Here is a 16,686-nt window from a genome sequence, read left to right as displayed (position 1 = left end):
TTTCTACATTTTTTTAATAAACAATACGGTATTCACTTCATCGAAAGCAATTTCCGTTCCATTTTCAAGTTTGTCTACAAATTCTAATTTAGCTGTCAACGTTTCTGCTGTCAGATAGTCTAAATTCGTATTGATAGCATCAACTAAATGTTCGTCTTTTTGTAGTGTTACATGGATTTTGTCCGTGACTTCAAACCCTGAATCTTTACGTACATTTTGAATTCTGTTTACAAGTTCTCTTGTAATTCCTTCTTTTCGCAAGTCTTCAGTTATGGTAACGTCTAACGCTACGGTAATTCCTCCCGAATTGGCTACTAACCAACCTTCTATATCTTGAGAAGTGATTTCCACTTCTGTAATCTCTAATGTACTACTTTTTCCGTTAATTTCTACAGGGATTTTTCCTGTTTTTTCAATTTCTGCAATTTCTTCTTGTCCAAACTGCATTATTACTGCCGCAGCCGCCTTCATATCTTTCCCAAATTTTGGGCCTAAGACTTTGAAATTTGGCTTTATTTGCTTGACTAATATCCCTGAAGCATCGTCTAAGAGTTCTACTTCTTTTACGTTTACTTCCGATTTGATTAATTCCGCAACAGCTATAATTTCAGCTTTTGTTTCTGCATCCAATACAGGAATCATAATGCGTTGTAACGGTTGGCGTACTTTTATCTTTTCTTTAGCTCTTAACGATAATACTAAGGAAGATATTGTTTGCGCCTTTTCCATTTTGCGTTCTAACGACTTGTCAATGAACGATTCGTCATACACTGGAAATTGTGCTAAATGTACACTTTCAAAGTTTTCTTTACCTGTAGCTTTTGTTAAATCTTTGTAAAGTCTGTCCATAAAGAAAGGTGCAATTGGCGCTCCTAACTTGGCAACATTTAACATACATGTATATAATGTTTGGTATGCAGATATTTTATCGTGCTGATAATCGCCTTTCCAAAATCTTCTTCTACTTAAACGCACAAACCAGTTACTTAGGTTTTCTTGTACAAACTCTGAGATGGCTCTTGCAGCTCTTGTTGGCTCATATTCTGCATAGAACTGATCTACGTTTTTGATCAACGTATGTAGCTCAGAAAGTATCCAACGATCTATTTCTGGACGATCCGTTAATGGAATTTCATCTTCGCTATAGCTAAAGTTGTCAATATTCGCATATAAACAGAAGAATGAATACGTGTTGTATAAGGTTCCAAAGAATTTACGACGTACTTCTTCTATTCCTGGGGAATATTCTGCAAAGTCTTCTCCTTTTTCAAGATCTGGCTTTTCCCAAGAGAATTTTAAGTTATCCCAAGGATTCGCATTCGAAATCATGTACCAACGTGTTGCATCTGGTCCATATTTTTCTAGCGTATAAAATGGATCAACTGTGTTGCCCAAACGTTTTGACATTTTTTGACCTTCTTTGTCTAGTACTAAACCATTTGATACTACATTTTTGTAGGCAACCGAATCAAATACCATTGAACCTATCGCGTGAAGCGTATAGAACCAACCACGAGTTTGATCGACTCCTTCCGCAATAAAGTTTGCTGGATAGTTTTCATTAGTGTCTATTAGTTCTTTGTTTTCAAAGGGATAATGCCATTGTGCATACGGCATAGAACCTGAGTCAAACCACACATCAATTAAGTCACTTTCACGCTTCATCGGTTTCCCTGATGGCGATACTAAAGTAATTGTATCAACAATGTGTTTATGCAAGTCTACTTTGTCATAGTTTTCTTCAGACATGTTTCCAGCTTCAAAAGAAGCGTATACATCTTTTGTTTCTACGCCAGCATCTATTGCTTTTTTGATTTCAGCTTTTAATTCCGCCAAAGAACCAACCATTAGTTCTTCTTTTCCGTCTTCTGTACGCCATATTGGTAATGGAATTCCCCAAAAACGTGACCTGGATAAGTTCCAATCATTCGCGCCAGCAATCCAGTTTCCAAAACGACCTTCTCCTGTCGATTTTGGTTTCCAGTTAATGGTTTGGTTTAATTCGTGCATTCTACCTTTTACATCCGTGATTTTTATAAACCATGAATCTAATGGATAGTATAATATTGGTTTGTCTGTACGCCAACAGTGTGGATAACTATGGACATATTTTTCAACTTTAAATGCTTTGTTTTCTGTTTTTAGCTTGATGGCCAATTCTACATCTATCGATTTTTCTGGAGCTTCACCATCTGCATAGTATTCATTTTTTACATATTTTCCTCCAAACTCGCCCATTTCAGGTCTAAAACGTCCTTGCAAATCTACTAGAGGTGCAGGGTTTCCTTCTTCATCTAAGACTAATAATGGCGGAACTTCTGGTGTTGCTTCTTTGGCAACCTTGGCATCATCTGCTCCAAATGTTGGTGATGTATGTACGATTCCTGTTCCATCTTCTGTTGTCACAAAATCTCCAGAAATTACTCTAAATGCATTTTCAGGATTTTGATACGGTAATGCGTAATCTAATAACTGTTCATACTTGATTCCTACTAAGTCTTTTCCTTTATGCTCACTAGCTATTAAGTATGGTATTTTTTTATCTCCTTGTTTGTATGCTGCTAATTCTTCTTGTGTTTTTACTTCCGTAGATTTTTTACCAGCGAATTGTTTCCCAACTAAGTTTTTTGCCAATACTACATTGATTGGTTCAAATGTGTATTGATTGTATGATTTTACAACGACATAATCGATTTTTGGTCCAACCGTTAATGCTGTGTTTGAAGGCAATGTCCAAGGAGTTGTTGTCCATGCTAAGAAATGTACATCGCCATCTACGTTTTGTAGTGTTTCTGGCAAGGTTTCTTTGATTGCTTTAAACTGCGCAACTATAGTTGTATCTGTTACATCTTGATATGCTCCAGGCTGATTTACTTCATGCGAACTTAACCCAGTTCCTGCTTTTGGCGAATATGGCTGAATTGTGTAGCCTTTGTACATTAAGCCTTTGTCATAGATTTGTTTTAGTAACCACCAAACACTTTCCATGTATTTAGGCTTGTAGGTAATGTATGGATCGTCCATATTTACCCAATACCCAGCTTTTCTGGTCATATTGTTCCAGATATCAGTATAACGCATTACTGCTTCTTTACAAGCTTCATTATACTCATCTACAGATATTTTTCCGCCAATATCTTCTTTGGTAATACCAAGTTCTGTTTCAACTTTAAGTTCTACAGGAAGTCCGTGTGTATCCCAACCTGCTTTACGCTTTACTAGATATCCTTTTTGTGTTTTGTAACGGCAAAAAATATCTTTAATAGCCCTACCTAATACATGGTGAATACCTGGTAATCCGTTTGCTGAAGGTGGTCCTTCAAAAAACACGAATGATTCAGCACCTTCACGTGAGGTTATACTTTTTTCAAAGATGTCGTTTTCTTCCCAGTAGTTAAGTATTTCTTCTGCTACTACAGGTAAATCTAGTCCTTTATATTCTGTAAATTTATGAGCCATTTTTTCTGCTGTATATTGAATTTGCGAAATTAGTGAATTTCATTGAATTGTAATGTTTTAAATAAAAAAAGACCACTTGGTTTTCAAGTGGTCTTTGTATTGTATGTGATTCTGTGTTATTGAATTACTAGTTTTTTACTAATTTTTCCTTTTTCAGAATAAATACTTATGACGTATATACCACTTGCTACATTGTCAATAGGAATTCGAATGGTCTTTTCCTCGATACCTTCTTTGATCGTAATTATTTGTTGACCAAGAATGGTATGCATATCAATACCTTCGAGTTTGAAGTTTGTATTGTTTGTAATTACAATTTCTTCTGTTTTTGTATCTGAGTACATTATAATACCATCTTCCAAGACAGCACTGTTAGTGCTTAATATATTTTCTGGCTTGAATACTAATGAGTATTTGTCATTTGTTTCTCCAGAAGGAATATCTACTTGGAAATTACTTTCTCTTATATTATGAGTTGCTCCTGTAATGTTGTTTTTAATATATATACCTATATCGTCTCCTATGTTTTCAAGCGCATCTAGCGTAATCATTCCTCCACCAGCTACATCTGAAACTAAACCGATTGCAACTTCTCTATCGTCATATAGATTTTCTACTGCTTGAATTACATATTTTTCACTTTCTAGTGCCCAGTACATATCATCTTCTGTAACTCCAATTGATTTCCCTTCGTATCCTAAGTCTATTCCGTCAGTTGTTTTTCTGTCGAATGTTAATAGGATTTGGCGGTGGAATCCTTCTGGAGTTGTGTATCCTAAACGAATCTTTTTTCTGTTATCTTTTCGAATGTTCCCTGGTATAGGATTTTGATCATTTTCTACATTTATAAATTCTGTAGTACTCTCAAACATTCCTGGATCTATTGTTTCATCTCCATCATCTCTTAGAAAGATAGATAAGGTAGAGCTTGGATTTTCAGCTACTAACCCAGCTGAGTTTCCACGTTGTGTATTGTTAAATTCTACCGTTGTCGTTACTCCGTTCCCTGCGTTAGAATCTCCTTGCACAAAGAAACCTTGTCCTACAGGAACAAATCGTCTAGGTGTTTTTGTACCCGATCCTGTTTGATCTACTGTTGGGTGTGACATTGCTGGTGTTCCTCCACTTAAGGTATAAGTAGCATATCCTCCTTGATAATCTAAAAGTGCATGCGTTCCTCCACCCCAGTGTTCCCAGAAAAATAAAGTTCCTGAAGTAGCATCGTTTGCAATATTATCATTGATAAACTCATTAGCATCTAAAGAAGTTGGATATGGATTTCCTACCAAGTATAGATTTCCATCATCTAAAGGACCAACTGTAATAACTCCATTATTTGGCTTTCCTCTAAACACATAGTTTTGTTCTTCTAATACATCTCCTCCAGCATCAACACCTTTCATCGTATATCCTTCTCCTGGAGATATAGTCCCTGTATTTCCTGTATATACCCAAGCCTCATAATCTTCATCTGCTCCATTTACATATTTGTACAACCAACGTGTACTAATTGTAAACGGCGATGTAGATCCATCAGCATCGGCAAGAACTGTCCATGCAATTGGTCCTGGAGAAGCTACGCTTGTTCCATCTAACAATATATCTTGTAAAGCAAAATTTTGATTATTTGCAGTTGCATTTATATCTCCTACTGGAGATGACCAATAATTGTATGTAAAATTGTTTGCTGTTCCTTGCTGATCTCTTTCTAAATAACCAGCACTTGTAACTGCTAAATCACTACGTTCAGTTTGTCGGAACTGACTTTCTCCTTGCAGATCGATAATTCCATCTAATTCTGTGTACCACGTGTTTATGAGTTCAAACCCTGTACCATTAGTTATTGATAAAGGTCCTACTGTTACTACAGGATTGGTTCCTGTAAATGTTAGTCTAGCTCCACTATCAACCGTTAATCCTAATGTAGAATAGTGCGCGCTTGCAGTTACATTGTTTCGTATTTGAACAATAGACCAATTGATACTGTTTGCAGAAGGTGTGTCCCAAACTGTTCCAAACTCCCATGTAGCATCATCTGTCCAACTACCGTCAGCAACACTTATGTATGGCATTGGTGCTGTTTGCGGCGCAATGGTAGACATATTTTTTATGTACAAGGTATTATTATTACCTGTTTGATCGAGAACACGGTTACCTTCAATAGAAGACATATCGTAGTATGCAGTCAATGATGACCAAGCAACATTAGCTCCAGATGTAAAATCTTCAATATCTTTCGGAATTACTGAACCTCTAACATTTGATCCATTTTGTTCAATTTCTTGATGTACCATTTCTCTAAGTTGATCTTCAGTTAGCGCAATATCAAATACTCTAACCTCATCAATGAATCCTGTAAAAAAGTTGAGATCATCAAATGTTCCCATTCGAAATGGATTTGGATTTGATCCTAATGGATCTATTCCTCCACCACCAATTAGGAAACCATTAAGGTAGAAATTTGCTCTTCCTGCTCCTGTATCTACAACTATAGCATAATGTACCCAATCAGTAAGTGTACCTGTTCCTGCTCTTGGAACTCCTCCAGTTTGTCCTTCTTGAATTGCAAGTAGTCCACCACTCAAGTAAAATCTAAATTGACCTTCAACTCCTAATATATCTCTATCTGCAGTTGGAATAGATTGACCTGGATTTCTAATCCACCCCATTACAGTATAATCTGTTAATCCAAGTGTTGTAGATGATTTTTCTTCAGCATAGTCATCAACACCATCAAAAAATAGTGCACTTGTTCCTGTTACTGTTTGCGGTTCTGCCAATGTAAAAAACTGTCCATCTTCTAGGTTTATTCCTGTAAAAGTTAGTACACCACCAACATTTGTTCCTTGAAAGTTTTCGTATGCTGCAAAAGTAGCATCATCGGCAATATATAATTCTATATCGTTAAGATTTGACAATCCGCTACTACTCATATCGAATTCTAATTCGACAGTACCAACATCTGTAGCACTTTCACGAGCCGTCCATATTTTATTTAACATTCCTACAGTACGCTGAGGCAATGTTGTTGTTTGAATTGTTTCTGCTAATCCGTTATTTCCAACGATTAAGTAGCTTAAATTTGAAGCAAATGATCCTGATTCTTTTCGCATCGTCAATACATCTGCAGGTGTAACATTTACACTACTTGATTCTGTTTGTGACAATTGAGAGTTATCGTCTCTTGCTATTCCAAATACATTATATCCATATCCTGCATTTACAGAACCATCCCAAATAACACTTCCATTTGAATCTATATAATCTTCACTAGTTCCTGCATATCCAAATGGTGATGAAGTATTTGTATTACTATCCCAATTTGCATCATTAAACCCTAAAGTAATTCCATATTTTAATGCTAAATACGACTCAACTCTTTGAATTTCCGTTGCTGTTAATGCTCTGTCATACATGATAACTTCTGCTATATCTCCATTATACAGATATCCAGAATCTGCATTATACCCTGCATTTCCAAAAGTATCTTCATCTCTACGTGCACCAATTAAGACATCTACATTATTACTACCACTATTGATTCCGTTATTAGCAAATGCTGGATCATTAATACCATTTACATTCGTTGATAAACGCAACAAAGGGTCTGCATTTGTAGCAACAACACCTGTTGTGATTTTAGGTTCATTTAAGGCGTAAACTGTACCAAATCTTTCTGAGGTTAAAACATTATCAGGTCTTCCCAATGTGTAATGTATAACTCTGTCAGTAGTTCCTAACCATAATTGATAGTTTCGTATACTATTAGTTCCTTTCGAAATTACAGTCCCTGTACTTCCTCCTCCTGAAATAATTACAGACATTATAGTCATTTCTTCTGTTAATGGGTCGATATCTAATGCTGCAGGGTTTCCTAAGCTTAAATACTCAGCTCCTGCAAAACGTATTATAGGATTAAAGTTTAAACCATTTGTAATGAGTTGTGCATCTGTTACACCTCCGGATGTTGCTGTAAATCCGTTTGGCGATTGATCTGCCCAACTATCTACATCTGATCCTGTAAGCGTAGTTCCTACATTTGCTTTCATCCACAATTGTAAATTTGTAGATATGTTTCCTGGACTCGGTACAGGAACAATTCCTGTTCCTGCTATATTGAAACTATATAATTGTTCTGCTATGTCGGGGTCATTATTTGAAATAATGATTTCACCAGAAGAAGCGCCTGCTACTGTAGGTGCATATTGCACAGTAAACGTTGTTGTTTCACTAGGCGCAAGAGATAAATCTGCTGGTTGTGTTAGTATTGTAAAGGCAGCATCGGTACCCACACCAAAACTAACAGGATTACTTGGTAATGTTAAGTCGGTTGTGGTTCCTACATTTTGTATAGTGAATGTGCGGACAACCATTCCACTAGATATTGTAGCATTTCCAAAGTCTGTATGATCTGTTGTTGAAGGTACATTTACAGAGCCATCAAGTATTTCTACTGAGTTACCAGATACAAAGATATCTGGCGGTAACGAAGAACTTGTAATGTTAACCGTATAATCTTCAACTTCTCCATAGTCATATCCAGTTCCTACCACGTCACAAGGGTCATTTACTGAGTTATCTCCTTGCATTTGTACACGCATTCGTGTATTTCCAAGAGTTGCTCCAAGTGGTATAGTAAAGTTTCCTGTTACAGGTGTAGTTGTATTGGGTGTATCGTTGTAAACAAATTCTCCAGCATCAAAGAAGTCTCCATCTTGATTATAATCAATCCAAACTCCAATTCCTTCATTGTAAGGACCACCACCACCTGCTGGCCAAAATTTTGTGATTGTTATTGAATACGAAGTACTTATTTCTAAATCTGTTGGAGTAACTCCTGTAAAATCTGTGTATCCAGTTACTGGAGCTGTGGCACTCGAATTGTCCAAGGTATTTAACTGGACTCTACTTATAAATTCTGCGCTAGGATCGCCACCCGCAGAAGTACAATATTGCGCACTTGCATAGGTAAAGGATAGCAACAAAGCTAATAGTGAGTAGGTTTTTTTCATAATCTTAAAGCATTTAAGGCAAGGTAAATTTATTCAATGTTAACTTTTTTTATAGTTTCATGGTATAATAATCCCTTAATTTAGATGAAAACTATGAATTAGTCGATATAAATATCGTAAAATTTCTAAAGCCTTTAAATTTCGTAGTTATTTTCTTTATTTTTTAATCTTAAAAGTTGTAGTTTAATCCTAAAATTACATTTCTACCTGGCGCAGAAATTCCAGACGAATACACTCTGTAGCGTTGATCTGTGATGTTTTCAAGTGAAGCTGTTAAATTAATTTTTTCTGTAATTTCAAAGTTTGATTTTGCATTGATTGTGAACCAAGAAGGTGAATATGGATTTCCATCTGCATCCGTTGCATATAAGTAAGCTTTGCTACGTTCGGATGGCGCTAAATTATCATACGTTATTGATCCATTAAAGTTCGCAAAAAGATCAAATTTTAATCTTTCAGTTTTATAAATAAAGTGGAAATTTCCAAAAATAGGCGATATATGTCGTAAAGGAACTGTTGTCCCATCAGCTTGTTCTTCTTCGCCACGAGGAATCGTTAAATCGGCCGTAATTTTTGTTTTCTTGTCAAATTTTGCTGCAAAACCAAATTCAAACCCATAAGTGAATACTTTTGAAGCATTTTGAATTGCTTGCACATTGCTCAACTCGCCATTATATATAATTTCGGTTTCTCCATTTAGGTTAAAATCTTCACGAATAAGTGCATCATCCAATAATGTATAAAAAGCTGTAAAGTTTATGTCAAAACTACTTCCAATGTTTTTTTGAATTCCAAATTCTGCACTATACGCATGTTCTGGAGTTAGATTAGGATTTGGCACAACGACCGAACCTGGCTCAGAATCGAATACTTTTCCAATATCATCAATGTTTGGCGCTCTAAAGGCAGTTCCAATATTTGCGGTAATTTGCCATTTGTTAGGCAACCAGCTAAAACCAATACTTCCTGTAAATGCTCCTGTATTTGTACTTGCTTCCGTAAATGGAAATGGAAAAAATGTGGTGTCAAAATCTGTATCTATCAGAATATGATTATAGCGCAATCCTGATTGAACCGTAAACCTAGGATTTGGTTTGTATTCTAAACTTGCATACGCTGCCATTGATTGCCATGTAGCACCATCTGGATAACGAGAAGCGGCATCAGTAATTTCGCCAGTACTAATGTTTCTATCAAATCCGTCTGAGTGTACCTTATTGTACACATATTCTAAGCCGTAAAATGTTTTTATTTTTGGGTTGAATCTTTTTTCAAAATCCAAACTTGAAGAAATAGCATCTACTTTTTCTTTTGTAACATTTAGAATTACATCTTGAAAGTTACGTTTGTTTCTACTTTCTTCAGATCGTTGGTACGCATTGGTAAATTTCACATTATCATAATACGTATTGTTTCCTTTTTTCTGTATTTGAAAGTTCCCCATGAACCATTTTTGCGGACCATAAAACCAGTCTCCATAACGCAAAGATCCATTTCTGTATTGTATTAGACGATCGTAACGCGGTACATCTGAAGTAGCTGAATAGTGCAGACCTAAGTCAAATTCCCATATATCATCTGACACTAGTTTTATTCGCTGTGCTAAGTTTATTTGACTGTATCCTGTAAAGCGTTGATTGATTGGATTTGCATTGGTAACTACAGCATCTTCTCCGTTGATCACAGACACAAATTCTGGTCGTAAATACGTATCATTACCTCTTTTTCCCATACGTAAATCATCAAAATCACTGTAACTTACACTTGTGAGAAATGCCCATTTTTTTAGTCCAACATTAATATCAAAATGTCCTGTTTTTTCAGTATTTGCAGATGCATAACGTATGTTTGCATTTCCTGAGACAATCTTTTTTTCGTTCCAAGAGAGCTTTGGTGTTTTTGTATAAAAATTCATTACACCTCCAATAGCATCACTTCCGTAGATAACTGAACCTGGGCCTAATATTATTTCTGTATTATTTATATTGAATGGATCGATAGATATAACACTTTGAACATTTCCTCCACGAAAAATAGCATTGTTCATACGTACACCATCTACCGAAAGTAGCAATCTATTTGTAGAAAACCCCCTAATTATAGGACTTCCGCCACCTAATTGGCTTTTTTGCACAAATACTTTTCCACTTTTTTCTAGTAAGTCAGCAGCTGTTTGCGGAGAAGTAAATGCAATTTCTTTGCTATCTATACTTACAATTTTTTTAGGCACTTCTTTTTTATTCTGTTGCCATTTGAAGACCGAAATCACAATTTCAGATAACTCAGAAGTTATTTTGTCTAAGTAAACTATGTTCTTGTTTTCTAGAATTTGTTGCTTGGTCAGTGTAACTGGTAAATACGAGATATGACGAAACGTAATTTTTTCGCCTTCTTCGAAGATCGATATATTTATTTTACCTCTCGCATTTGTAATTCCGCCTTTAGATTGGTCTGAATTGTATACATTAACATTAGAAATATTTCTATCATTAACAATATCTTTTACTTGAATTTCTTGACTAAAAAGAACTTGGGTAAAAATAAAAGAAATTATACCGAGAATGCCTTTTATTTTATTTGAATACTTCATGTAACACTTCCATTGATTTTGGTTCCCTAAATCCTTGCAAATGTAATTTAAAATATTGAATGAATATTGCAAGAATTTCATTTCTTCTTAACGAAGATAACATTATAGTATTTTGCTCATCAAATTTTATGCCTAATAGCTGTTTAAAATACGTTAAATTTTCACCTGTAATACATTCGTTCATGGTACTATGATCAAAAAACTGACCTTCTTGCAAATCAAAATGTTCTTTGTGTATGTGTTTTGTTTCTGGGTAAAACCCAAAATACTTTGTCAAATTAGTCAAAAAGACAAGATGAAAGTTCGCAATTTCATCATTCATATCAAGCCATTGCAATGCATTTTCTATAAATTGGAATAACGCATCATTTTTTTCTTCTTCTTGAATGGAGTAGTTTAATATTTCCGATAAGAATAATACAATAGCACTTTTGGCAATTTGTGTATGAATTGAAGTATACGGATATACCGTTTTCACATCTTTTATATACTCTAAACTGCCTTTGTTTTTATGATTGGCAACTATTTCAAGCTGCATCAAGGGTTGAAAGTATGCAATTTTTAGCTTTCCTTTTTTTGACTTAAGAATTCCGCGAAGTAAATAACTTTTTATTCCATCAGAAGCTGTAAAACATTTTGCAATAACACCTGCATCACCATATTTTATGGTTGATATTACAATGGCTTTTGTTGTAACTAGCATTTAGCGAACTATCATCACTTTTGTGACTTTGGTTTCTGTTCCATCCTCGCTTGCAATTAAAATAAGATATACACCCGAAGCAACTTTATGTCTTCCAAAAGCAGTTAAATCCCAAAGTAAGGTTCCACCTTCTGTAGTTGTTTCAAACACTAGATTTCCTTCGATATCTGTTATTTTTACGTTTGCATTGTTTGTTAAACCTGTAATTGTTAGGTTTCCATTAAATCCTGGTCGTACAGGGTTTGGATATGCAAATACGTTTTCCAACGTTTCTTTTGGAGCAGTTGCTGTTCCTTGAAAAGATAGTAATCCTTTAGCTGTAGCAATGTATACACGCCCAGACTCTGAATCAATTTCTATATTGTTGACTGTATTTGTTGGCAGTGGCGAATTATCTTTTGTAAAGTGCGCTAGTGTTTCGGTAGCATCTGGCGACATGTAAAATACTCCCGAAGCTGAAGTTGCAATCCATTTGTTGTTAGATCCATCTACTTCAATATCAGTCACTGTTTGCTCAAATAGCAATTCTTTTGGCACGCCGTCTTCATCTACAATAATAATATCATCTGATTGCGGGTCATCATCATCAAAAATACCTGCTGCACCAAAGTATACTCGAATTCCTTTTACCGTTCCAATCCAAAGATTTCCTGATTTATCGATACGTACTGCTCGTACATCTGTTGTTGGTAAGTTTCCTGATTCTTCTTCACTAATAGAAGTAAAACGAGAACCGTCACTTCGTGTTTCATCAAAGGCTAATACTCCATGAGATTGTGTTGCAATAAATTTTATATTATTGTCACTTATTTCCACTTTAGAGAGCGCATTTTCACCAAAGACAAAATCACTAATTACTTCCAATACTGAATATGATTCCCATTGCCCACTACTTCTTAGTACTTTGATTCCATGTTCAATTTTTGAATTTAACACCCAAAGATCACCATTGTCATCATATTTTGTTTCTCCGATTCGAATGTCAATATAGGTTGGAATTCCAATATCTAATGATTCAAGATCGCTATTCGTTGTATTTAAAATTTCGACAGCTTCATTATTTTCTATTTTTAATATTCCTGAGAAGAATGAACTTAATAATACTTCGTTTACGTTTGATGGATTTATTGTAGCATGTACAATACTTTTTGCGTCAAAATCTGGCGAGTACGGAATGTTTGTCCAAGCCATATCTTCCAAGTGACTTACACCTCTATTATCTAATGGATACGGATCATATCCTGCGGTATAATCTCCATATACAACCCAAAGTTGATTTGGCGCTGCCGTAATAGAAAAAGTATCATTTAATAAAGGACCATCTGGTAATATTTGATTTGCAGCACTTGGCATAGGAAATGATGTTTCTAAAATTCCTTCTGTTTCCGTACCTAAGTATAATTTGTCTCCTAAGAGCAATGCTGAATTGAATTCAAGTTCTGGATATTCTTCTAAAGATTGAATACCAACAACTTCATTGAGTTCTGCATCGTATATGTGTACTTCTTGATCGTGTGCAACAATCATGTAGTTATCCGTTACTTTCAAATCTTCTATAAACGTTGCAAATTGTGGGACTTGAGATACAAACGAAAAACCAGTTCCATTAAATCTGAAGACTCTTCTTGTCAAAGAAATCGCGTATAATTCTTCTCCAAAAGCAATTATTCCTCGCCAGTTAGACGAGTTGAGACGTTCCCATTCTGCAAAATCAATTAAATTGTCATTATCAACAACAGCTCTAAATACACCTATTTCGGTAGCTGCGTATATATATTCTCCAAAAATAGTGGTTTGACGTACTTCTATTTGACTTCCATTAGGTCCAATAAAATACGTGTCTCCAAACTCCAAAGCATTGACATCGTATAGTGAAATCCCAAAATCGGTAGAAAGGTATAAGATGTTATTGTACTCTAAGATGTGATTAATTTTTTTTTCGTTTGGCGGAATTGTTGGTTTATCTACAATATCTACTACTTTGTTTATTTCCTCCGTAGTTGGATCAAATACTTCCAAAAGCCCATTATTGTAACCAAGTACATATTTATCACCTGATTGACTGTAAAAAGCAGTACTTATTTCTTCTCCTGCAAGGCCGTTTATTGTAGAATACTTAGCAATTTCATTTGTTTGCAAGTCGTATGTAAAAAATGAATTATCACAAGCTCCATAAATTTTATCTGAGCTCTGCGATATATCAATCACATTATTATAGGAATAATGACCTAACCATGTATTGTTAGCAGATTGTCCATGTACCGAAATATAACATATAAGTAGTAGTAAATACAAACTTTTCTTCATCTGTCTATTTTTATTTTTAATGCTGTTTTAATAGAACTTACGCATTTATTTCTAAATAATTTACCACAACTAATGTTTTGGTAGCTTCTCGTTTTTAGAATATTTCACCAAATATATTTAATAATAACGTAAATGAATTGGTTATCATATATTATTGTCATAAAAAAAGCTTCCTACTATACTAGCAGGAAGCTTTTCGATATCATTTTTAAGATCTTTTTTAATTACACAACTCCTTGTGCAATCATTGCATCGGCTACTTTTACAAAACCAGCAATGTTGGCTCCTTTTACATAGTCGATAAATCCGTTTTCATCTTTTCCGTATTCTTCACAAGCTTGGTGAATTTCGCTCATGATTTGCTTTAATTTAGCATCTACTTCTTCACGTGTCCAGTTGTAACGCAATGAGTTTTGCGTCATTTCTAATCCAGAAGTTGCAACTCCACCAGCGTTTGACGCTTTTCCAGGAGCAAATAATATCTTATTATTTAAGAATACTTCAATTGCTTCTGGTGTAGAAGGCATGTTTGCTCCTTCACTCACACAAATACAACCATTACCAACTAATGTTTGTGCTTCATAACCGTTTAACTCATTTTGAGTTGCACATGGTAAAGCTACATCACATGCTACACTCCAAGGTCTTTCTCCTTTGTGGAATGTTGCAGAAGGATATGCATCAACATATTCGTTAATTCTTCCTCTTTTCACATTTTTAAGCTCCATGATGAAGGCTAATTTCTCAGCGTCAATTCCATCTGCATCGTGAATGTATCCTGAAGAATCAGACATTGTTACAACTTTTCCACCTAATTCTGTTGCTTTTTCAGCAGCGTATTGCGCTACGTTTCCAGCACCAGAGATTGAAACTGTTTTTCCTTCAAAAGAAGTTCCTGTTGTTCCTAACATACTTTGTGCAAAATATACATTTCCGTATCCAGTAGCTTCAGGACGAATTAACGATCCTCCCCAAGTGATTCCTTTTCCAGTAAGAACTCCAGTAAATTCGTTTCTTAATTTCTTGTACATTCCAAACATATATCCAATCTCGCGACCACCAACTCCGATGTCTCCCGCAGGAACATCAGTATTTGGTCCAATATGTCTAAACAACTCTGACATGAAAGCTTGACAGAAACGCATAATTTCTACATCAGATTTTCCTTTTGGATTAAAATCCGATCCTCCTTTTCCACCACCCATAGGAAGTGTTGTTAAGCTATTTTTAAATACTTGTTCAAATGCTAAGAATTTAAGAATACTTAGGTTTACACTTGGATGAAAACGCAATCCTCCTTTATAAGGTCCAATAGCAGAATTCATTTCAATTCTGTATCCACGATTTACTTGAGTTTCTCCACTATCATCTACCCATGGAACTCTAAACATAAGTACACGCTCAGGTTCTACCATTCTCTCAAGAATCTTTGTTCCGTTATATTTTTCCTTACCTTCTATATAAGGGATTACAGCTTCCGCAACTTCTTGAACCGCTTGTAAAAATTCCGATTCATGTCCGTTTGTTTGCTTTACCAAGTCTAAAAAGTCTTTTACTTTTGCTTCCATAAACGAAGTTTTATTAACAATTTTTTATTAATATCATTATTTGACCGTACAAATATACATTTAATTAAAAAAAAATGTTCTTTTTTTTATAATTTGATAATACGAATACGTTTTCGGTTAAATATGACGTTATTCATACAAACATCTTACAACTTACATTGATAAAGAATAGTTAATACACTTTTTATTTTTTTGTATTGAGGGTTTTTATATATTTGCTGTATAGCCTCATATAAATACTGGTATATAACATGTTAAATAGAATTAGCCCTATCTTCCTACTTTTCATGCTGATGTGTGTCGGAACCGTTAATGCTCAATTCGGATTTTCTCACGAAATTGGCTTTATTGTTGGACCGAATGCATTCCAGTCTGATTACGGTGAACGTAACGACTTTGAAACCAATATAGGAAACGTTGGACTCGAATTCGGTATTGTTCATTATCTAAATTTCTCTTATCGTGCAGAGTGTAACTGTTTTACACGATATACTTTCTTCAACGATCACTTTAAAGTAAGAAATGAGTTAACGTACACAACTGTAAAACTTGAACATTTTGGTCGATATGTAGGCGATGATAAGGTTTCTTTAACAGCCGATCAGTTGCGCGCAATGAATGGAAACACGCGTGTGCTAAACCTAGGAACACAGTTGGAATATTTTCCAAGAAGTATTCGTTCGTTTGAAAGTGGCGGTTATTTATTAGCCCCTTATGCAGCTTTAGGAGTCCAATACCACTATTATATACCAACAGTAGAATCTGATTTAGGACGATTGACTGATCCTGGTGTATTGCCTGTAAAATATCAAGATGCTTATAGAAACGAATCTGGCTCTACATGGTCAGTTGTAGCAAGTGTTGGTACACGATATAAGTTTACAGAAACATCCGATTTATTATTTGATTTACGTTGGAGATATTATTTTTCTAACTGGGTCGATGGATTGAATCCAGATGAAAATCTATATCCAGAAAACAAAGCCAACGATTGGAGTTTTGTAATTAGTGTAGGATATATTTATTATTTAAATTTTTAAGAGATAA

7 protein-coding genes are annotated in these 16,686 nt (G+C 35.1%); 1 reads left to right on the top strand and 6 read right to left on the bottom strand.

The window, feature by feature from the left end:
* Positions 1 to 3: 3 nt before the first annotated feature.
* The 6 genes from ileS to gdhA form a co-directional block, all read right to left on the bottom strand.
* Complete coding sequence (gene ileS / locus ACRBBL_RS15575; RefSeq protein ID WP_431369997.1) at positions 4 to 3,459, bottom strand: isoleucine--tRNA ligase; 3,456 nt, start codon at positions 3,457 to 3,459, stop codon at positions 4 to 6.
* A 116-nt stretch (positions 3,460 to 3,575) separates the two neighbouring features.
* Entirely contained in the window at positions 3,576 to 8,471 is a 4,896-nt protein-coding gene (locus ACRBBL_RS15570; protein WP_431369996.1) for a GEVED domain-containing protein, read from the bottom strand.
* A 169-nt stretch (positions 8,472 to 8,640) separates the two neighbouring features.
* Positions 8,641 to 11,061, bottom strand: a complete 2,421-nt coding sequence (locus ACRBBL_RS15565) for a TonB-dependent receptor plug domain-containing protein (protein WP_431369995.1) — start codon at positions 11,059 to 11,061, stop codon at positions 8,641 to 8,643.
* The gene (gene recO / locus ACRBBL_RS15560) at positions 11,045 to 11,764 is read right to left on the bottom strand and encodes a DNA repair protein RecO (protein ID WP_431369994.1); all 720 of its coding nucleotides are present in this window, start codon (positions 11,762 to 11,764) and stop codon (positions 11,045 to 11,047) included. Before recO ends, ACRBBL_RS15565 begins: the two co-directional genes overlap by 17 nt.
* The gene (locus ACRBBL_RS15555; protein WP_431369993.1) at positions 11,765 to 14,071 is read right to left on the bottom strand and encodes a T9SS type A sorting domain-containing protein; all 2,307 of its coding nucleotides are present in this window, start codon (positions 14,069 to 14,071) and stop codon (positions 11,765 to 11,767) included.
* 224 nt (positions 14,072 to 14,295) lie between these two features.
* Entirely contained in the window at positions 14,296 to 15,639 is a 1,344-nt protein-coding gene (gene gdhA, locus ACRBBL_RS15550) for an NADP-specific glutamate dehydrogenase (protein WP_431369992.1), read from the bottom strand.
* Positions 15,640 to 15,890: 251 nt separating this feature from the next.
* Here gdhA and ACRBBL_RS15545 point away from each other — a divergent pair, with 251 nt between their 5' ends.
* Positions 15,891 to 16,679 (top strand): THC0290_0291 family protein, encoded by a 789-nt coding sequence (locus ACRBBL_RS15545; RefSeq protein ID WP_431369991.1) that lies wholly within the window; start codon positions 15,891 to 15,893, stop codon positions 16,677 to 16,679.
* Positions 16,680 to 16,686: the final 7 nt, after the last annotated feature.

Origin of the sequence: Kordia sp., from assembly GCF_050633145.1 — a bacterium.
In the GTDB taxonomy this organism is placed as follows: domain Bacteria; phylum Bacteroidota; class Bacteroidia; order Flavobacteriales; family Flavobacteriaceae; genus Kordia.
Note: the sequence above shows the minus strand (reverse complement) of the source record. Positions and strands in the feature narration are given on the sequence as shown.